Source organism: Alkalihalobacillus alcalophilus ATCC 27647 = CGMCC 1.3604, assembly GCF_000292245.2.
Classification (GTDB): Bacteria; Bacillota; Bacilli; order Bacillales; family Bacillaceae_D; genus Alkalihalobacillus; species Alkalihalobacillus alcalophilus.
This window is the reverse complement of sequence record NZ_ALPT02000036.1, coordinates 18,395-37,936: the sequence shown is the minus strand read 5'-3', so window position 1 is coordinate 37,936 and position 19,542 is coordinate 18,395. Positions and strand designations below refer to the sequence as shown.

The 19,542-nt window shown below is 36.5% G+C and carries 20 protein-coding genes and 1 riboswitch; of the genes, 15 read left to right on the top strand and 5 right to left on the bottom strand.

Translation table 11 applies throughout. The features are described 5' to 3' along the window. Positions 1-49 precede the first annotated feature (49 nt). Together BALCAV_RS11285 and BALCAV_RS22060 are read left to right on the top strand one after the other, a co-directional pair. The gene (locus BALCAV_RS11285; protein WP_003322085.1) at positions 50-865 is read left to right on the top strand and encodes a lipid II flippase Amj family protein; all 816 of its coding nucleotides are present in this window, start codon (positions 50-52) and stop codon (positions 863-865) included. Positions 866-1,021: 156 nt separating this feature from the next. Then, positions 1,022-1,306 (top strand): hypothetical protein, encoded by a 285-nt coding sequence (locus tag BALCAV_RS22060; RefSeq protein WP_152563045.1) that lies wholly within the window; start codon positions 1,022-1,024, stop codon positions 1,304-1,306. 71 nt (positions 1,307-1,377) lie between these two features. Here the strand turns inward: BALCAV_RS22060 and BALCAV_RS21635 are convergent, their stop codons facing one another. Further along, entirely contained in the window at positions 1,378-1,518 is a 141-nt protein-coding gene (locus tag BALCAV_RS21635; protein WP_003322083.1) for a YrzI family small protein, read from the bottom strand. Positions 1,519-2,077: 559 nt separating this feature from the next. On the opposite strand from BALCAV_RS21635, the gene BALCAV_RS11280 reads away from it, so the two are divergent. The 8 genes from BALCAV_RS11280 (at position 2,078) to BALCAV_RS11245 (ending at position 8,038) form a co-directional block, all read left to right on the top strand. After that, a complete protein-coding gene (locus BALCAV_RS11280; RefSeq protein ID WP_003322082.1) occupies positions 2,078-2,680 on the top strand; it encodes a YdcF family protein in 603 nt (200 codons plus the stop codon). 108 nt (positions 2,681-2,788) lie between these two features. Beyond that, positions 2,789-3,358 carry a DUF4256 domain-containing protein gene (locus tag BALCAV_RS11275; protein WP_003322081.1) on the top strand — a complete coding sequence of 190 codons (570 nt, stop codon included), beginning with the start codon at positions 2,789-2,791 and terminating at the stop codon, positions 3,356-3,358. A gap of 256 nt (positions 3,359-3,614) precedes the next feature. After that, on the top strand, positions 3,615-3,935 hold the full coding sequence (locus BALCAV_RS11270) for an ArsR/SmtB family transcription factor (RefSeq protein WP_003322080.1): 321 nt from the start codon (positions 3,615-3,617) through the stop codon (positions 3,933-3,935). Positions 3,936-3,938: 3 nt separating this feature from the next. Then, positions 3,939-4,328, top strand: a complete 390-nt coding sequence (locus BALCAV_RS11265; RefSeq protein ID WP_003322078.1) for an SRPBCC family protein — start codon at positions 3,939-3,941, stop codon at positions 4,326-4,328. A gap of 80 nt (positions 4,329-4,408) precedes the next feature. After that, a complete protein-coding gene (locus BALCAV_RS11260; RefSeq protein ID WP_003322077.1) occupies positions 4,409-5,119 on the top strand; it encodes an FAD-dependent oxidoreductase in 711 nt (236 codons plus the stop codon). 103 nt (positions 5,120-5,222) lie between these two features. Continuing rightward, on the top strand, positions 5,223-5,645 hold the full coding sequence (locus BALCAV_RS11255; protein WP_003322076.1) for a VOC family protein: 423 nt from the start codon (positions 5,223-5,225) through the stop codon (positions 5,643-5,645). 418 nt (positions 5,646-6,063) lie between these two features. Then, positions 6,064-6,378 carry an iron-sulfur cluster biosynthesis family protein gene (locus tag BALCAV_RS11250; RefSeq protein ID WP_003323806.1) on the top strand — a complete coding sequence of 105 codons (315 nt, stop codon included), beginning with the start codon at positions 6,064-6,066 and terminating at the stop codon, positions 6,376-6,378. Between the two features lie 64 nt (positions 6,379-6,442). After that, complete coding sequence (locus BALCAV_RS11245; protein WP_003323808.1) at positions 6,443-8,038, top strand: M20/M25/M40 family metallo-hydrolase; 1,596 nt, start codon at positions 6,443-6,445, stop codon at positions 8,036-8,038. A 193-nt stretch (positions 8,039-8,231) separates the two neighbouring features. Here BALCAV_RS11245 and ytxJ read toward each other — a convergent pair whose 3' ends face one another. The 4 genes from ytxJ to BALCAV_RS11225 form a co-directional block, all read right to left on the bottom strand. Then, the gene (ytxJ, locus tag BALCAV_RS11240) at positions 8,232-8,582 is read right to left on the bottom strand and encodes a bacillithiol system redox-active protein YtxJ (RefSeq protein ID WP_003323809.1); all 351 of its coding nucleotides are present in this window, start codon (positions 8,580-8,582) and stop codon (positions 8,232-8,234) included. A gap of 144 nt (positions 8,583-8,726) precedes the next feature. Continuing rightward, positions 8,727-8,885: riboswitch (cyclic di-AMP (ydaO/yuaA leader) on the bottom strand. 1,464 nt (positions 8,886-10,349) lie between these two features. Beyond that, entirely contained in the window at positions 10,350-12,029 is a 1,680-nt protein-coding gene (locus BALCAV_RS11235; protein ID WP_003324352.1) for an SLC13 family permease, read from the bottom strand. Between the two features lie 80 nt (positions 12,030-12,109). Next, the gene (locus tag BALCAV_RS11230; protein ID WP_003324351.1) at positions 12,110-12,808 is read right to left on the bottom strand and encodes a response regulator; all 699 of its coding nucleotides are present in this window, start codon (positions 12,806-12,808) and stop codon (positions 12,110-12,112) included. Beyond that, on the bottom strand, positions 12,801-14,411 hold the full coding sequence (locus tag BALCAV_RS11225; RefSeq protein ID WP_003324349.1) for an ATP-binding protein: 1,611 nt from the start codon (positions 14,409-14,411) through the stop codon (positions 12,801-12,803). The genes BALCAV_RS11230 and BALCAV_RS11225 overlap by 8 nt, the downstream gene beginning before the upstream one ends. A 260-nt stretch (positions 14,412-14,671) precedes the next feature. On the opposite strand from BALCAV_RS11225, the gene BALCAV_RS11220 reads away from it, so the two are divergent. From BALCAV_RS11220 to BALCAV_RS11200, 5 genes are all read left to right on the top strand, one after another. After that, entirely contained in the window at positions 14,672-15,010 is a 339-nt protein-coding gene (locus tag BALCAV_RS11220) for a VOC family protein (protein WP_003324348.1), read from the top strand. A gap of 198 nt (positions 15,011-15,208) precedes the next feature. Then, complete coding sequence (glpX, locus tag BALCAV_RS11215; protein WP_040323916.1) at positions 15,209-16,183, top strand: class II fructose-bisphosphatase; 975 nt, start codon at positions 15,209-15,211, stop codon at positions 16,181-16,183. 186 nt (positions 16,184-16,369) lie between these two features. Next, a complete protein-coding gene (gene chrA / locus BALCAV_RS11210; RefSeq protein WP_003321470.1) occupies positions 16,370-17,551 on the top strand; it encodes a chromate efflux transporter in 1,182 nt (393 codons plus the stop codon). 538 nt (positions 17,552-18,089) lie between these two features. Continuing rightward, the gene (locus tag BALCAV_RS11205; protein ID WP_003323525.1) at positions 18,090-18,848 is read left to right on the top strand and encodes a MerR family transcriptional regulator; all 759 of its coding nucleotides are present in this window, start codon (positions 18,090-18,092) and stop codon (positions 18,846-18,848) included. Positions 18,849-18,957: 109 nt separating this feature from the next. After that, positions 18,958-19,395: a hypothetical protein gene (locus BALCAV_RS11200; protein ID WP_003323524.1), complete on the top strand. Its 438-nt coding sequence runs from the start codon at positions 18,958-18,960 to the stop codon at positions 19,393-19,395. Positions 19,396-19,542: the final 147 nt, after the last annotated feature.

Sequence of the window (19,542 nt, the reverse complement as noted above, 5' to 3'; positions counted from 1 at the left end):
ATAATTATGTTATTATATAAAAATTAATTGGAGAGAAGGCTGTATTCTCATGGAAATTATTTCAGAAAAACTTTTGATGATTTGTTTATTTATTTTAATCATCCATTCAATTGAAACTGTTGCTTATGCAGTTCGTTTAGCAGGCGCTCGTGTAAAACTACTAGCTTCCGCATTATCGTTATTTAATATATTGGTAATCTTCTCTCGAATGGCTAATATGATGCAACAACCTTTTACGGGTAGCCTCATCGATAATGCACCCGATTTTAATACATTAGAATTTGTGGAATATCAATTTAGAATTCTTTTAGGTTCTGCAACATTAGGAACGATTATGGGATTACTATTACTTCCATCTTTTATCGCAATTTTTTCAAGGGCAATCATTCACTTATCTGAAGAAAGAGGTTCTATAACAGCATTGCTAAAAAAAGGATTTACTTTTGAATACATAAGAAGAGGAGTAAAACACTTAAGGTTCCCAAGTCTATCGTACATTAGAGATATAAAACTAAATAACATCCCTTTCAAACTTTTTTTTATTAATATGACTGTTACTGCAATTTATACAATTGGTGTTCTTTCTGCTCTTTATGCCGCGTTATTAGCTCCTGATAGGGCTTCAACAGCTATTATGGCTTCTGGTTTAATAAATGGGATTGCAACAATTTTACTCGTAATTTTTGTTGACCCTAAGATATCTATTCTAGCGGATGATGTTATTAATAAAAGAGGAAACTACTTAACACTTAAAGGATTATCAGTGATGCTAGTATCATCTAGACTATTGGGCACTGTCTTTGCACAAATAATCTTTATCCCAGGTGCGAAATATATTGCTTGGTTTACTAAATTTATATTATAAATAGTTAACAACACTCATGTACCAACGAGTTTAGTTTACCTATATAAAACATGCTTAAGTAATTTTTCGATCTTATAGTAGGTGTAATATCAAAAGGATATTAATTACTTTTGTGTTTTCAGTAAATAGATTATTAGAGAAAACCAGACAAGAAGGTTGTTTACTTGTCTGGTTTTTTGCTATCCATTTTGGCTATTCTATCCAATTTACTTATTTATTGAATTACCGCCCTTAGCGATGATTTTATTATCACCACTCGTTTCAGCCATTTTATTTTCAATAGGTATTTTGATGTTAAATGTGAATATAGCTAAAAGTATGTATCAATATAATCAAGAAAGAAGTGTGACTAACATCGTTGTTCATTTGCAGTTAAGGACTGTTGGTGTCATTTATATATTTATTTTGAGTGTATATTCAGTTCTTCTTCTTTTTAATTAATAGGAACATTATAAGATGATAAACAATGGGTGCAGGCATTACGCCTGCACCCGTTTTAAATATTGATTAAATTAACGATAAAAATCGATCTTTGATAAACGGTCAGAGATTTCTCGATTGATTTTCTCTTGTCTGATGAGCTGTTGAAGCTCTTCTTCTGAATAAGACCGCTTTTTAATCGTAATGGTAAATACGAGAAAATGAAACGTCATAAGATTGGACCTCCTTTAGCTTACTCTTTCAGGTAAATCCTTTCACCAGTGCGTACCAGTCTAATAAAATAATTTCAACATGAAGAAAAAACATGTATTATACCCCCTTTTTTTAGTTTTGACTGTTTACTTGAATGGAAACGAGATAACCTATATATGAAAACCCAACTTTAGCTGGGGAATCAATAAAAAAAACCACAGGGGATCTGTGGTTTTCGCCAATATAAAAACCACAGAGATCGCCCCTGTGGTTGGATAGACTAAAATTAGCTCTACTGGATCAATGTTTTGGATTCCAAGACAGGTAACGATGATTATATAAAGTTGTGTTGTACGTGTTCTTAGATTGTAATTTCAACATATTCATCTACCTCCTTGGATTAATTTAACAACTTACATTATTGTAACGAATTTTCTGAATAAAGTAAATGGTTTTTTTATAAATAGTAAAAGAATTGGATCCTTTATTAAGGTGAGGTTTAACAGAAAATCGTTAGGTGAATTATGGTAAAATGATCAAATAAGTAAAAAAACATTAGGGTGGTAGTGGTAAACCGATATGATACAGAAATATCAGACTAGAATAGTTGTTGCTTTAATAATTATAGCTATCTTGGTAATATTCATCGTTCATACTGCTATAACTATATGGGCATTCGGTGAAGAAAATCAGTTAGTCGTGACAGATGTGGCTGTTGTATTAGGGGCTGCTGTCTGGGAGAATGAGCCATCACCTGTTTTTCGTGAAAGGATTAATCATTCGATTTGGCTTTATGAAAATGGTTATGTGGAGAAAGTTATCTTTACTGGTGGGAAAGGTGAGGGCGATGATTATGCGGAATCAGAGATTGCAAGGGAGTATGCAATTATAAAAGGGATCAAGCCGGACGATATATTAGTAGAAGATGTATCTACAATTACAGAAGAAAATCTTCAAAATGCTTTTAGTCTTTCTAATGAGCACGGATTCGATACCTTTACGATTGTTAGTGATCCCCTACATATGAAAAGAGCGATGTTAATGGCTAATGACATTGGAATGGAAGCGTACTCATCGCCTACACAAACTTCGGCCTATACAACTTTAAAGAGTAAAATTCCATTCTTAGCACGTGAGGTTTTTTTCTATATTGGTTATATTTTAAGTATGCTTTTTAGATAAAATAACGAGAGTAAATGCTAGGTAATGATTTGAGTGTTAATCTGATTCTGATAAGAGCTCGTTTAAATGTGTATGTATAATTTAAAAGATGAAAGTGAGGATGTTAACATGACAAAGAGAAATAAAATCGAATTATCACAAGAACAGTGCGAAGAATTATTCAAAGTGTTAAAAGGCCGTTTTGAGAAAAATCTGAATCGGCATAAAGGTCTTGAATGGGGGAAACTCCAAGAAAAGTTGGAAGCGAATCCCCAAAAGCTGTGGTCGCTCAATGAAATGGAGAGAACTGGTGGTGAACCAGATGTTGTTGGTTATGATCAGGAGTCAGACGAATATATCTTTTATGATTGTTCAAAGGAAAGTCCTAAAGGGCGTAGAAGTGTTTGCTATGACCTTGAAGGATTGGAGTCTAGGAAAAATCATAAACCAGAAAATAACGCTATTGATATGGCAACTGCAATGGGTATTGAACTTTTAACAGCGGAGCAATATCAAGAATTGCAGAAACTTGAAAATTTTGATGTGAAAACGTCAAGCTGGGTACGAACACCATCTGATATTAGAGAACTTGGCGGTGCCCTTTTTTGTGATTATCGTTTTGGCCATGTCTTCGTGTATCATAACGGTGCGTCTTCATATTATGCGTCGAGAGGATTTCGTGGCTCGCTAACGGTTTAAAAACTTTTCAAAGTTAGCTTCATTTTAATTTAATTCAATATAAAATCAGGCTGGATCTAATTAATAGGTCCAGTCTATTCTTTGTTGGAAATGCCCAACCCTTATGGATTCAATCACTTTGCAAATTAAAGGATGAATCTACTTCAAGAAAATAATACTAATGTTATTAGGTAAAAACTAATTGACTGGACACCATTCAGTGTCATATAATCATGACACTGAATGGTGTCCAATTTATAAAAGAGGTGGGAGGACTATGAGTACTGCTTACCAAGAGCGTGACGTTTATGTAGCTATTGCAGATCCAACAAGACGTAAATTAATACGATTGTTGGCCGATTCAGAGGAGGTACCCCTTTACGAACTAACTCCTCATTTTCAAATAGGGCGTACGGCTGTTTCGAAACATTTGGCTATTCTTAAAAAAGCTGATTTAGTAACGAACCGTAAAGTAGGTAGAGAAACAAGGTATCGACTAAATGCAGCTCCCTTACAAGAAGTGAAGGATTGGCTAGCTTTTTATGAAAAGTTTTGGAATGAAAGAGCGATCTTATTAAAGAATATATTGGAGGAATAGATAATGGCTGATTTATCATTAGATTTTCAATTTAAAAGTCCGATCAATAAGGTATGGGATGCCTTAACTCATTCGGATACTCTTGCCCTATGGGTAATGGAAAATAATTTCAAACCGATTGTAGGATATAAATGTCAGTTTCGAAATGATGAAATAGGTTTAATTGTCGATAGTAAGGTATTGGTAGTGGACAAGCCTTATAAGTTATCTTACACATGGGTAGGAGGACCGATAAACACTATCGTTACATGGACATTACACCAAGAGGGGGAAACAACCCACTTACATCTTGAACAATCAGGGTTCGAAAAAGAAAATCAAGCGTTCAATGGTGCGAAATATGGTTGGTCGAGTATGGTCGATGGACTTAAAAAGATGTTAGAGGAAGCGTAAGGCCGAGTGCTCGGTCTGTTTTATAGAAAAAAACGGCTAAGTATTAGGCTGAGTCGTTTCGTGGAAAGGGAGATAATGAAATGAGTTTTCTTAAAGATACATTATCAATATTCAAAAAGAATGAGCTGTTATTTTTAGAAAGTTATAAAGAAGCAGAGGGTGTTTATACCTTTTTATTTGAAAAGGAAAAAGATTTAACTTGGAAAGCCGGGCAACATGGCTTGTTTTCTCTTACTCATAAAAAAATAAAAAACGGTACACGACCATTCAGTGTAGCATCTGCTCCAACAGAGGATGTTGTAAAAATCACAACAGGCATTAGCGATAAGCCAAGTGATTTTAAAAAAGCTTTGTTAGAATTGGAAAAAGGGATGAAAGTTAATATGAGTGGTCCTGTAGGCTCCTTTTATTTGAAAGACAACCGTCACTCACTCTTAATTGCAGGTGGCATTGGTGTGACACCATTTCGAGCGATTTTAAAACAATTAGAGGCAGAAGGGGACGGGAACGAGAAACAAGTAAAACTACTCTATTTAGATAGTGCAAAATCATATATATATAAGGATGAACTTGATGAAATGGTCCATAATAACTCAATAGATGTATCTTATCTTGAATCAAGGGAGGAGTTGTATCAAGAAATAGATAAGTTTATTACCGCATATAAGAATGATGGTAACTATTTTATTGCAGGCTCGAAGTCAATGGTAGACTCAATTACTACTCATTTAAAAAATCATAATATCTCAAAACGGAATATCAAGAAGGATGCCTTTTGGGGAATTAATTAAATAAAAGGATAATACATTTATTTTCGTTTTCAAACAGATACTACATGTGGTAAAATACGAATGTACGTTCTTGTTTCAAAGTATAAAAAAAGAGGTGTCGTTTGTGATTTTAGGAGTTTATGCGTATTTAAAAATGGATGGTAACGGGAAAGAGGCTGTGAAATTTTATGAAAATGCATTGGAGGCAGAAGTTCTAGGAGTTCAAACTTATGGAGAATTGCCTGACAACCCAGAATTTACACTACCTGATGAAGCAAAAGACCGTGTCATCCATGCACAATTAAGAGTCGGCAATACCTTCCTAATGCTATCTGATACATTCCCTGGTCAACCATATGAAACTGGAGCACAAGTGGACGTAGCGATCACCTTAAATGACGTAGAAAAATCAAAAGAAGTATTTGGTAAACTTCAGGACGGTGGCGAAGTCATGATGCCGCTTCAAGAAACGCCATGGAGCTCATCATATGGACAAGTAAAAGATAAATTCGGCATAACTTGGCAGATTTCCACAATCGTAGAATAACTTTTATACGTTGCTGAACAATTAGTAAATGATTAATCAATCGAATAATTAAACATAATATAATTGAGAGGCTGGGACATAACTAGCTATAGAACGAAAGCCGGTAACATTTTACTCCTATAAAATGTTACCGGCTTTTCATATAAGGAGGGTTTTGCCCCAGCCTCTTATTTAAATATTTTTTGTTTACATAAGGGACTTATCAACTACTGGACAGCATGAGCAACACATATAGAGAATGCTCCTTTCGCTACTTAGTCAGTATGAATATAACATATAATATTAAAGAGTTGTCATTTTTAATTCAACAAACGGTGGGAGGTCACTCATGTAAAATTAACGCTTAATAGACCTGCTTCATGGTAATATGAGGTTGAACACAATTGGTTGAATTTTTGAAATATGAAAGGTGAGAATAATGGAAATTCACTTTACGGAACAAGCAAAAAATGAAATGTTAAAACACTTTGAATCTAGTACAAGTTATATGTGCTTTTATTATGAACTAGGTGGGTGTTGTACGCCTCTTGATGGGGTCATCAGGTTGAAAACAATGAGTTCCATACCAGATAGCCATCTAAAAATCTCAACAAATGGTATCCCTGTTTATACAGATTCAGCCAATTTGAGGTTTTTAGAAGAGAACCTGACGATTGATCATCAACCAAATGGATTTGTAGTTAAAAGTAAAAACCAAATCTATGGGTATTCATTGCGACTTGAAAAAGAATAATTCTTTCTTAATGTAAAACTGCTGAATCGCAACAGTCATGTATCGTTTTTTAGGGGGGGAAATCATGCATTGGCAAACAAAAGAAGAGCGTTTAGCGTTATTAGAAAAATTAGTTGCTATTCCTAGCATTTCTCGAACAAAAGAAGAAAAAGAGGTAACAGGTTTTCTATATAAAGAATGTATGAAACTTGAATATTTTCAAAAACACCCAGATTTCCTTAAAAGTCGTCATTTTGAGGATAACAGTTCTTATTTTTCCGCATTATCGAAAAGAACGGGGCAGAAAAAAACAGTTATTTTAATCAGTCATTTTGATGTTGTAGGAGTGGATGACTTTGGTTCGCAACAAGATATCGCATTTAATATTTCTAAAATGACGGAATTTTATCGAAACAATCGAAAGCTTTTATCTTCTCATGCCCAGAAAGAAATACAAGATGGGGATTGGGCTTTTGGGCGTGGAACGATGGATATGAAAGCCGGTCTTGTCGTTGAAATGGGACTTTTAGAAAAGGCCACTCTCGGGGAATGGGATGGAAATATTTTGCTCATTACGGTGTCTGATGAAGAAGTGGGATCCAAAGGGATGTTGCATGCTGTAGAAGAAATAAAACAGTTAAAAGAAACACATGATTTAGAATATGTCTTATGTTTAAATACAGAATCTTCTTTTAAGGAAAACCCGTACGATCAAAATAAATATTTATATACAGGTACAATTGGAAAATTAATGCCTTCTTTTTATTTTAGAGGAAAAGAAACGCATGTTGGGGAACCTTTTTCTGGTTTGAACTCTACCTTTATGTGCTCCATTTTAACAAATGAACTAGAATTGTCTGCTGACTTTCAAGAAGAAGTGGAAGGAGAGAAAACCCCGGTTCTCACGAATTTAATGATGCGAGATTTAAAGCAACATTATAATGTTCAAACACCTGTATCATCAGTTAGCCTGTTTAATCTTTTGTATATGGAAGAATCTCTTGCTGTGATTACGAATAAACTCCTTACAAAAACAAATAACATTGCCGAACAGATAATGACATTATACAAACAAAGAGCCGATAAAGTAGGAGTACAAACGATTCCATTTAAGGTGCAGGTATTTACTTGGGAAGAATTATATAAAAAAGTAGCTCATAAAATCGGTATAGACAAAGCGAACAGTTTAATCAATCAAATCATAGAGGAACAGGCAGAACGAGACGAAAGAGAAGTGAGTTTACACATTGTGCATACATTAAGTGATGTGATAGATTCTGAATCTCCTATGATCATTCTGTATTTTAGTCCACCATTTTATCCCGCTGTTTCCTCGAGAAAGAATCAATTAGTAAAAGACTTATCGATGTCTGTTAAAACTTATGCCAAAGAGAACCATCAAATCACGCTAAAAAGTCGTTGTTTCTTTCAAGGACTGAGTGATCTGAGTTATGTTTCTTTAAGTGATGATAAAATGGAGCCTTTAACGAATAATATGCCTTTGTTTGGAAAGGGATATGATATTCCATTCGAGACGATTAAAACATTTGATTTTCCCGTTATGAATATAGGTGGGTATGGATGCGATCCACATCAAAAAACAGAACGATTGGAGTTGGACTTTTCATTTCAAATATTGCCAGAATTAATAGAGGAACTACTAAAAGAATTATTTGAATGACCTTTATAATGTATATACATTACGTGTCAGAGTTTTGAAACCTTAAAAAAGACAGGTGTCTAGAAAAATAGAAATACGCCCGTTATGTTTATTAAAAGACATCGAATTTATCACCGAATTGTAGGTAGTTGAGATGGATGATTTAAGATGTCTTATAAATATAACCGTACTACAACGCAGGTACAGACGGTGTCTATGATATTTTTCTAGAACCAGCTTGGATATTTTTAAGTTCGATACTCTGATGGTTGTCACACCAAACTGAATCGAAATCTTTCATAATGATTAATTGTGGAGATTGGTGTGTTACTTCTAAATCATTAGCAACCTGTTTAGAAACTGGTTTAGAGCGTACAACATCTATGATATATACATCCACATTTTCTTTATCATATTGACTAAAGAATTTTTCAAATTCACTGTAGGCACGCTGGCAAATGACGCAATGTTCATTGTATTTTAAAATAATGGCTTTCCTCTCTGCTGACTTCATATATATTTCTTCCCACTGTTTAAGGGTTTGGATTTCTTGAATTTTACTCACGATAGTGCCTCCGTATTTGGTATTAGTAAATAACTTAGGATGCGACCATTTCTTTATGTTAAAGAAAAGGGCTGCATCTTTTTTGCATGATTAATAGACACTGATTATCCGGCTTTTGGGTGTATCAATGCATAACAAAAAACAATTGTCTCTTTCAACGCTGACGAGGTTAGCTGTCGGATTCGGGCATAAGAGTCGCCCTACGGCTGGCAGAAGTCAGTCGATTCACCCCTAGGATTACGCTCTTCTGTAATCCTTAAAAATTGGGTCCCCCGTTTCGTATGAATTAAGCGATATACGAATTGTTCTAAAACATAGCTTTTTCATTTGTAATAAAAGATGTAAAAAAAGCCCCCTTTTAAGTGTATGAAAAAAGTTAAATAAATTGGATTGACCATAGATTACTCCTGTGTCGTTATGTTGTAAAGTCGTTAAAAGTCTAAAAAGGAGTGAATTTTAGGTGTTTTTATTGATTTTAATTGACTTAACTTAGTTTTTCTTAAACTATCTAATAAATCCTCTTATTTTTAAAATTTGAGCTGCTTTTCTTCTTATTTAAAAATAGAAGTAAAAAATTATTTATCATAATGACTCAACTTTCGCATCGAATGATTGACCCTTAACCGTTGATAGAGATTGACTTTAGGGCGATACCATACTCAAATTGACTTTACATGAACGGTTCAATCGTTGACAGTCTGAACACATCTCTTCGTAGGCTGTTGAAGGAATCTGTTCACTAAAATGAAATGCTTCGGCTATCGCTACCAAAACCATACTCCGCGTCCTGCAGGAACCTGGCGAGCCTCCTCGGTACACCTGTGGGGTCTCGCTCCACGGTTTATTCCTGCGGGAGTCTCCGTATGGTTTTGTCCGCTAAGTGTCGTGGAGAGGCTTGATGATATGGCCATTCTCAATCAGCTATTTTTAACGCAGAAGGACCTTCTTCTTCTTCACTTTGTTGGTTATGGAACTAAATAGGGAGTTTCCACCTGTTTTTTCCTAAGTCTGCAGGAATGAAAAGACAGGATTCAAATCGAAACAAGCTCGATCATCTAGCTAACCTACAGAGCATCAACACGGATTTGTTTACAACTGGAACGGAATGAGTCATGGAAGGAGAAAAATCATTCTCAAGCTCATGTACTTTGAAGGAATGACTGTTTTTTTATTCCATGAGAAAACCGAACCTAGATTCGATTCCAGTATCTAGCGGACAAACAGACACGGAGACTCCCGCAGGAATAAACCGTCCAATGAGACCCCGCAAGCGTGAAACGCTGAGGAGGCTCATGAGGTTCTCGGCAAGGAGCGGAGTGTCTGTTTGGGAGCGACCGCCGGAGGGCATATTATTGCGCAGTTTATCCGTTTGGTATGATAGTGTGTTCTCACTTTTCAAACGTGTCAAGGGCATTTGTTTAAGAGCTTCCCTTTCGCTCTGCCAACTAGTTGAACGGATTTTCTCGCTGCGAAAGTTGAGTTAATGATTATACAAATTTCTCCCAAGTATATATTGACAATTGATTAACATAGGAGTAGATTACTAGTTATGCTTAGATAGAAAAAATGAAAAGGCGTCAATTGATTTAGTTGAGAACCGTTGTTTAAACTTGCCTTTGGCTGTTTCTTGATGGAAGTAAATATTTAAGAAGTAGGATAAATGAATTTTATAGCGTAATTGATATGATAGAAGATATAGTGTGAAATGACATTGCAATGACGTAGAAAAAAAGAGAGATGTCTTGTGATGGACACCTCCCTTCATTTTTATCTCATAAAATCTTCTGGGAAGATATTTAAATCAATATTAAATACGACTGGGAGCATTAAATAAGCAAATAAAACAATGAGTATCGTTGAAAAGATATTTAGAGCAAATCCGGTTCTTACCATTTCGATAATTTTTAACTTCCCTGTTCCGAATATGATCGCATTTGGCGGGGTTCCAACCGGTAGCATAAAGGCACAGTTAGCAGCAATGGCACATGGAGCCATTAAAGCAAACGGGTGAACATTAATCGCTACAGCAAGAGAAGCTAGTATTGGCATGATCATGGTTGCCGTTGCTGTATTGGACGTGATTTCTGTTAGCATCATGATTAATAATGTTGCACCAGCAATAATGATGAAAATATGGAGTCCATCAAGTACGGTTAGTTGCTCTCCTAACCAAGTTGATAATCCACTTGATTGGAAACCAGCAGCAATCGCCAGCCCACCACCAAACAGTAATAATACTCCCCAAGGAATATCCTTTGAATCGGCCCAATCGAGTATACGGGCACTCGCTTTACCCGGGATTAAAAATAATAGAATAGTAGCCATCATAGCAATCATCCCGTCAGAAATTCCTGGTAATTGCAAAATCAGGGCACTTTCTCCGTTCCAGAAAAAGTCTTTTGAAATCCACATAAAAGCGGCAAAAACAAAGATGGTTGCGACAATGCCTTCTTCATACGAGATTTTCCCAAGCTTCTTCCTTTCATCTTGGATCAATTCTTTTCCACCTGGTAAGTGTTTAAGGTTAATTTTAAAAGCAATTTTTGCCAAATAGAACCAAGTACAAAGAAGGATTACAATCATTAGTGGAGTCGCGAACATCATCCATGAAGCAAAGGAAACTTCTACACCAAACAATTCTCTGACCTGTCCGGCAAAGATGATCGTAGGAGGTGTTCCAATTAAGGTAGCAAAACCACCAATTGTTCCCGCATAACCAACTCCAAAAAGCATCGATTTTTCAAATTTAGGTAAATCGGATCCATCTTTTTGACCTTTTAAAGTTGCGGCTACTTGTGCGGTAATCGCAAGAGCCATCGGAATCATCATCATAACAGCGGCTGTGTTAGACACCCACATTGATAAAAATGCGGTGGCGGACATGAAGCCGAGCAAAATCCGTTGCGTGCTCGTTCCGATAACAGCAATGATAAAGAGAGCAATTCTTCGATGTAAGTTCCATTTCTCCATTGCGGTCGCAATAAAGAAACCGCCTAAAAATAAGAAAATAATATCATTCCCGTAAGAAGAAGCGACATCAGGGCCTGTCATCGTTCCTGTTAGCGGCAATAAAATGAGTGGCATTAAGGACGTTACTGGAATTGGAATCGCTTCAGTAATCCACCAAGTAGCAATCCACAATGTCGCGGCTAAAATAAGTCTTCCTTCTGATGAGAGGCCTTCTGGATGGAAAAAAAGAAGGGTCAATAAAAATAATAAAGGTCCTAACAACAACCCAACTAGTTGACCTCTTGTATAAGGTTTTTTCTCATCTGGTTTTGGCTTTACTGGCTTAATCTCTTTTTGTTTCAGTTGTTCGTGTTCACTTGATTCTTTCTTTAGAGCATTGCTGCTTTTTTTAGCATAAGCAAAAACATTAAGAGCGTCTTTTGTTTTATTATGTTGTTGCCACATTTTTTCCCAAGCAAGTGAGAAGCTTTGTTTCATCGTAACCACCTCTTCTATGAAAATGTGAAAGCGTTTACTGTATTTTTCATTAAATGGGTGGTTACGTCTAGCTTATTTAATTAAATGAAACCAGCTTCTAAAAATAGAGGGGCATCTTTTGTAGCTTTATATTTTTGTAAAGGTCTTCCAGATATTTGATAGACTAGCTCTGTTTCAATTAATTTTTCTTCTTCAAAAAAACGCAAATACTTACGTAATGATACGTGAGAGATTTCACATCTGTTGGAGAGGTCAGCAGCGGTAAGCCAATCAGGTGCTTCGATTAAGCTGCGAATGACCCGAAAGGCGGTTACTTTTGTGATCCCTTTTGGCAGAGTATAGACTTTATTTTGACCACCTTTATGTAGAAGCCTATCTATCTCTTGTTGCGAAAAAATTTGTCTTGAATCAAGTCTATTGGCACGATAACGGTTTAAGGCTTCTTGAAAGCGCGAAAAGGAAAAAGGTTTAATCAAATAGTCGACGACACCAAAGCGATGACCAGTTTGAACGGTGTGAGCATCATTGGCCGAAGTAATTAAGATCACATCTATATTCTTTCCTTCTGCTCGAATTTGTTTCAGCAAGTCGAGTCCATTGTTAGAACCGATATAAACATCAAGCAAGAGCAGGTCGGGTTGATTTTGTTGGAGTTTTGTTAATCCTTCTTCAAGCGAATGGGCTTCACAAATGAGTTCAAATCCATCCACTTTATTTAAGAACAATCGGTGAAAGCGGCTAACATCTATGTCATCTTCGATCATCGCAACTTTAATCATTTTCTTGTCTCCTTTCTGTATAAGGAATATGAATCGTAATAATCGTCCCTTTATCTTTTTCTGATAAGATGTCTAATGTTCCATTAAGGGGCTGGAGTTTCTTTTTGATATTGGCAAGTCCATAGCCATGATCGCCTTTTTTTGTACTTGTTAGGAATTGTTGTTTTTCGTTTGCTGAAAAACCAATTCCATTGTCTTCAATCACATAGCGGAGTACACCACCGACTTGTTTTAATGTGAGAGTTAGATTTTTTTGTTCCTTATGCTGCATCGCTTCCCATGCATTATCAAAGGTGTTGCCAATGACAGTAACCCAGATGTCGATAAAATCAGCACTCATACTTGGCCAAGGAATTCCACTTTGGATATGGACATGAACCCCCATTTGTTCAAGCCACCCGATTCTTTTTGCTAAATAGTGAGAAATACTCACATCTTCGACAAGTTGTTCCACTTGGCTAGCCGCACTTGCGGTTTTCATGTGGTAACGTTCAGAAAGGTCTTCAATATAATCTTTTAACTCTTCATATGATTCTGTTTCGACCATTGCTTGAATAATATGAAGTTTATTCATAAATTCATGTGTTTCACTTCTTAAGCTATGAGCATATACCTCTGCTCCAATAAGATGCCTTACGATGTCGTGGAGGTGGCTGCGTTCATTAAAAGTCGCCAGAGCCCCTACACATTGATGATTGACATACATAGGGACTCGAGTAACAACTGTTTCGACATCGCCTTTTTTAATTAACTCATGAGTATCGGTGGAGGTTGTCATGAGCATCTCTTGAAGTTTTAACTCGGGCCAAATGAGATCAATAGGAGTGTGATCAAAGGGACCTTGGTAACCGGTCCGTTTTAGAAATTGTTGGGCTGCATCATTGGCTAAAAGGACTTCTCCAGCATTATTAATCGCTATGATTCCGTCATTAACTGCTTCTAGCATAGAGTTTCGTTCCTGGACGGCTAAAGCAATTTCTTTCGGCTCCATTCCATTTAATGTTTTTTTAAAATGATTTGCTAAAGTCCAAGCACCGATAAGACCAAGGATTAAACTTATTGTCGTAATCATAATCAGGATTTTTTGATTATCTAAAACAGCATTAGCAATCGCATCAGTTGAAATTCCAACAGAAACAGCTCCAATTTGATTCCCTTCGTTATCCCAAACTGGATGAAAGGCACGCATGGATGGCCCTAATGTGCCTACATTATCAGAAGTATATTTTTCCCCTGAAAATACTTGTTCGGCATCTGTCCCGACAAAGGTTCGGCCAATTTGTTCGCTGTTAGGGTGGGTAAAGCGTATTTTATTAGTATCCATAACGACAATATAGAGAAGGTCATTTTCTTCTCTAATGATCTCGATATAATGCATTAATTCTTGATTCGTTTCTCCCGCTTTAAGTGAATTTTGAACTAGGGAGTTGTATGCAACATGACTGGCACTAAGCTGAACCTTTTCAGCTAAATACTCCCTTGTATTGTTTGTTTGATTATGAGCGACAAACAAACTTAAGATCAAAAGAGATAGTAAGACAATTAGGCTTGAAAATAACATGACTTGTCCTTTGAGTGGCACCTGTTCCCATAACCGTTTCATCTATCTTACTCCTTTAATTGTCCTCACAGATTTCATGAAGGTGAAAATGTTAAAAAAAGTCTATTCTGAAAATAGAGTTTTGTTTTTTAGTATTATACTTTTCATTGCTTGTGTCAATGGTAAGAGGGGGAGGAAAGTAAGTAAATGTCTAATGTTTTTTTAACTAATACTAATAAAATAAGTTACAAAACCGGCTAACTTTATCACTTGCATAAATGTCATATACTTGAAAGGAAATTAAAAAAGAGGTGACATAGATTATGAAACTGAATCATTTGAATTTAACGGTTACTAATGTAGAGACTGCGAGAGAGTTTTTAGAAACTTATTTTGGGATGACATGCGAAGGAACTCGTGGAAATGGGTTTGCTGCCATGTTTGACGAAGATGGCTTTGTGCTAACGTTAATGAAAGGAAAGAGTGTTGAGTACCCTCAAACCTTTCATATTGGATTCCCTCAAGAGAGTAAGGAGAAGGTTGATGAAATCTATCAACGTTTGAAGGAGGATGGATTTGAAATGGATCCACCTATTGAAGCTCATGGATATACTTTTTATGTTCAAGCACCGGGAGGGTTTACTGTTGAAGTTTTAGCCTGATTGTAATAAGGCTGGTTATTTGTCTAGCATGAATGTTTATAAGAAAATATCGACAAAATGATTGAAATGAATAGTTAGAAACTCCTTCTATATCTTATTGAAAAGGGTAATAGTGTACTTTATATAAAAATAAGATACATTATTTAATTTTAATATGATATGCTATTTAATGAGAGTAATAGATAGGAGGGCGTTATTTTGAATAGAGAACTAGCGTTAGAAGTAGTACGTGTTACAGAAGGGGCGGCTTTAGCTGCGGCAAGTTGGTTAGGACGCGGAGATAAAATGAGTGCGGATGGGGCAGCTACTAACGCCATGCGGTCCATTTTTGATTCGGTTAATATGAAGGGGAAAGTGGTCATTGGAGAAGGAGAAATGGATGAAGCTCCGATGTTATATATAGGTGAAGAATTAGGAACTGGTGAAGGGCCAGAAGTTGATATTGCCGTTGATCCGATTGAAGGGACAAATATTGTAGCTAAAGGGTATTCTAATGCAATTACGGTGTTAGCGATAGCGGATAAGGGGACATTATTACATGCCCCTGACATGTATATGGAAAAGATTGCGGTTGGTTCCGTAGCTGCTGGTAAGATCAATATTAATGATCCGATTGAAACAACAATTGATATTGTCGCACAAGCAACGAAAAAAAGAGTTCAAGATTTAACTGTGATGGTTCTTGAAAGAGAACGTCATCAGGAATTAATCGAACGCATTCGTCAAAAAGGGGCGAGGGTTAAGTTGTTTTCGGATAATGATATTAGTGCAGCAATTGCGACAGCCTTTCCTAAAACAGGTGTGGATTTATTTGTTGGAAGTGGTGGTGCACCAGAAGGCGTTATTGCGGCAGCTGGTTTAAAATGTCTTGGCGGAGAATTACAAGGTCGATTACTTCCAGAAAATGAAGCTGAATTTGAAAGATGTAAACGAATGGGGATTGAAGACCCGACAAGAGTGTTAACATTAGATGATCTTGTTGCAGGTGATGATGCTATTTTTGCCGCTACAGGTGTAACTTCAGGAGATATTTTGGAAGAAGTTCGATTTTTAGGTGATCATTTAGTTGAAACACATTCGATTGTCATGCGTGCCAAAACAAAGACGCTTCGTTTTATCAGCTCTGTTCATCATCTTGATCATAAACCGTATGTGAACAAAGATAATATTTAACTTAATGTTAAGGTGACCAACTAATCTATTATAATAGATTAGTTCAAAAGGTCTATTTGTAATGGTTGCTATAAGGTGAATTTTTTTAGAAGATATTGAACATTAACAGGATGATAGCTTTAACTTCCTGTTAATGTATGATAATTTATAATTAAAATGACTCTTAAAAATGAATCGAGGTATCTAATGAATTATTTTCAAAAGTTGATAGAGATATTTGTCATATCGACGAGACTCGGTCTGACCTCATTTGGGGGACCGGTCGCCCACCTAAGTTACTTTCACCAAGAATATGTGAGAAGAAGAAAGTGGCTGAGTGAAAAGGATTATGCCGATTTAGTGGCGTTGTGTCAGTTTTTACCTGGTCCTGCTAGTAGCCAAGTTGGGATTGGAATTGGTGTGATACGAGCCGGAGTTATCGGAGGGTTTATCTCTTTTTTAGGGTTTACTTTTCCTTCTGTATTAGCTTTAATCTTGTTTGCTTTATTTGCTCAACAAGCTGGTGTTGGTGATTTTGGTTTTATCCACGGTCTCAAAATTGTAGCCGTCGTTGTTGTTGCCCATGCGATCATTGGGATGGCTCAAAATTTAACACCTGACGTTAAGAGAAAATTGATTGCTCTTTTTGCTCTTTTATTCACTTTACTAATTCCAAGTGCTTTGGCTCAAGTTGGGGCTATTTTCGGAGCAGCTGTCGTCGGGTATTGGTTGTATAAAGGGAAGAACGTAGAAAAATCAGGGGGAGAATTATCATTTCCTCTTTCAAAAAGATTCGGTGCTATTTGCCTTTTGTTATTTTTTGGTTTACTTGCTGGTTTACCGATTGCGAGTTATCTTATTCAATCCAATTGGTTAGCAATGATTGATAGTTTTTACCGAGCGGGCTCATTAGTGTTTGGTGGGGGGCATGTCGTTTTACCGCTATTAGAGCGAGAGTTTGTTCCGACTGGTATGATTAGTGAGCAAGACTTTTTAGCAGGTTACGGGGCGACACAAGCTGTGCCAGGCCCGCTATTTACATTTGCCGCATACATTGGAGCGACAATTTCTGGGTGGTCAGGTGGTGTCGTCGCAACGATAGCAATTTTTACACCGGCCTTCCTTCTTATACTAGGTTGTTTACCATTCTGGAATGTCTTAAGGCAAAATAAAAAAGTCAATGCGGCACTATTAGGTGTAAATGCAGCGGTTGTCGGGATTATTATCTCGGCTTTTTATGAGCCTATTTGGACAAGTGCGATTCTATCTTCGGTTGATTTTGCATTTGCCGCTATCTTATTTAGTATGCTTGTTTATTTGAAATTACCTCCATGGGTTATTGTTCTGACAGGAGCAATAGGAGGGACCCTTTTAGCAGCTTTAGCATAATAGAAGCTGGGACAAAACCCTCCTTTGATATGAAAAGCCGATGACATTTTACTCGTTGTAAAATGTCATCGGCTTTCGTTCTATTTAACGGAACCAAAGTGGTTGGCGATGAATGGTGTTCGTCTCACCGCTCCCGAAAATCATGCTCCGCGTCCTGTGGGGTGGCACCGAACTAACCGGCCTAGCCGGTGGATTTCGGTACTGCCACTACTTCCCACGGGAGTCTCCGCATGTTTTCGTCCGCTAGGGCACAGGCGAATCTCTGTATTCAAGCTTGTAGGTAATAGTGTGAAGTGACAAGGCTCATAACAGAGAAATATGGAACCGAGAAACAACCCAAAATATGCAATTTGACTTGTTTCTACTTTGTATAGTTAGTTATGTCCCAGCATGTTTAAACTAGCTTTTAATTAAACGTTTATTTAAAGAGTGGATAGGGTGGAAAATAAACTTATTTAACTGGGCGATAAAATGAATAATCGCTCTTGACCTTAACGTAACGTAAAGCTTTATGATGGAATTATCAGGAGGTGAACGCATGGAATACACGATAAAAAAGGTCGCGGAAATGTCAGGTGTTAGTGCACGAACCCTGCGTTATTACGACGAAATCAACTTATTAAAACCAGCAAGAATTAATTCATCTGGCTATCGTATTTACGGAGAAAACGAGATTGATAAGCTGCAACAAATTCTTTTCTACCGTTCAATCGATATGAAGCTAGAGGACATTCAGACAATGCTTGCGAAACCGGACTTTGATATTCAGGTTGCCCTCCGCTCTCATTATGAAGAATTGCTACAAAAGAGAGCACAGATTGATCACCTGTTGACGACAGTGGCAAAATCGATACGTCACCATAAAGGAGAGATTCAAATGAGCGATCAAGAAAAATTTGAAGCGTTTAAGCAAGATAAATTAGCTGAAAATGAAAAAAGTTACGGCAAGGAAATTAGAGAAAAGTATGGTAAACAAACAGTCGAAGCTTCTAATCAGAAGTGGATGAATATGAAGGAAGAAGATTTTGAGAACATGCAAAAAGTGGAGGAAGAGATGTTTGAAGCATTAGCTCGTCTAGCAAAAACCAACGACTTAGAATCGGCTGATGCCAAAGCGGTTTATGAAAAACATAAAGAATGGTTGAGTTATTCGTGGCCAGAGTATTCAACGGAAGCACACGTTGGCTTAGCAGAAACGTACGTTGCGGATGAACGTTTTGCAAAATATTATAATAACAGAGCGAAAGAACAAGTAGTTGAGTTATTACGTGATGCGATTGTTAAATATGCAAAATAAATAAAGAGTAAAAAGTGATCGATAATCGGTCACTTTTTTTGTGATGTCATTGTACTTATATTTAGAATATTGTTGTAATATAGTAATGAAGGAGTGTGAGACAGACATTATGGCGATTTTAGCAAGAATGATCACGATTATGCTTTCATCTATTTTATTTTCTACGGTAGTTGCATTTATACATTACATACCTGTTTCTCAGCAACAAGAAGGTGGAGATTACTGGAGTTTTTTTGATTTAGTCTATTTTAATTTACAATCAAGTATCCTCATTTTCACGGCCGTAGCTCTTATTATTTACTTTTTTGATCGACAGTTAAAGAAAATTGAGCCGATTAAACGATCAGCTAGAACGATTATCCATTTGGTCGGTGGTTTTTTATTTGCGATTGGTTTTTTACTCTTACTTGATAGTGTCGGAGTCGCAAGCTGGATGACTTTGATTCTAATTGCAGGAGCAGTGTCTGTTTTGCATTATTTATTTTTAAGAGGAACTAATAAGTTACTGTTAGGAGTAAAGAAAAGCAAGAAGAGTTGTTCTAAATGAACTACCTTATATCTAAACTTAAAAGAAATGTATCCTCCATGGCAGATGAAAAATCACCTAGCTGGGAGGATTTTTTATTGAAAATAGTCGTAAATTCCTTTAAGCATAAGTCAGAATCGTGAATTTTTGCTGAACGGAGTTTACTTT

Coding starts and splice junctions, on each gene's coding strand:
- BALCAV_RS11285 (WP_003322085.1), top strand. CDS start 50: ATGGAAATTATTTCAGAAAAACTTTTGATGATTTGTTTATTTATTTTA.
- BALCAV_RS21635 (WP_003322083.1), bottom strand. CDS start 1,518: ATGACGTTTCATTTTCTCGTATTTACCATTACGATTAAAAAGCGGTCT.
- BALCAV_RS11280 (WP_003322082.1), top strand. CDS start 2,078: ATGATACAGAAATATCAGACTAGAATAGTTGTTGCTTTAATAATTATA.
- BALCAV_RS11275 (WP_003322081.1), top strand. CDS start 2,789: ATGACAAAGAGAAATAAAATCGAATTATCACAAGAACAGTGCGAAGAA.
- BALCAV_RS11270 (WP_003322080.1), top strand. CDS start 3,615: ATGAGTACTGCTTACCAAGAGCGTGACGTTTATGTAGCTATTGCAGAT.
- BALCAV_RS11265 (WP_003322078.1), top strand. CDS start 3,939: ATGGCTGATTTATCATTAGATTTTCAATTTAAAAGTCCGATCAATAAG.
- BALCAV_RS11260 (WP_003322077.1), top strand. CDS start 4,409: ATGAGTTTTCTTAAAGATACATTATCAATATTCAAAAAGAATGAGCTG.
- BALCAV_RS11250 (WP_003323806.1), top strand. CDS start 6,064: ATGGAAATTCACTTTACGGAACAAGCAAAAAATGAAATGTTAAAACAC.
- BALCAV_RS11245 (WP_003323808.1), top strand. CDS start 6,443: ATGCATTGGCAAACAAAAGAAGAGCGTTTAGCGTTATTAGAAAAATTA.
- BALCAV_RS11235 (WP_003324352.1), bottom strand. CDS start 12,029: ATGAAACAAAGCTTCTCACTTGCTTGGGAAAAAATGTGGCAACAACAT.
- BALCAV_RS11230 (WP_003324351.1), bottom strand. CDS start 12,808: ATGATTAAAGTTGCGATGATCGAAGATGACATAGATGTTAGCCGCTTT.
- BALCAV_RS11225 (WP_003324349.1), bottom strand. CDS start 14,411: ATGAAACGGTTATGGGAACAGGTGCCACTCAAAGGACAAGTCATGTTA.
- BALCAV_RS11220 (WP_003324348.1), top strand. CDS start 14,672: ATGAAACTGAATCATTTGAATTTAACGGTTACTAATGTAGAGACTGCG.
- chrA (WP_003321470.1), top strand. CDS start 16,370: ATGAATTATTTTCAAAAGTTGATAGAGATATTTGTCATATCGACGAGA.
- BALCAV_RS11205 (WP_003323525.1), top strand. CDS start 18,090: ATGGAATACACGATAAAAAAGGTCGCGGAAATGTCAGGTGTTAGTGCA.
- BALCAV_RS11200 (WP_003323524.1), top strand. CDS start 18,958: ATGGCGATTTTAGCAAGAATGATCACGATTATGCTTTCATCTATTTTA.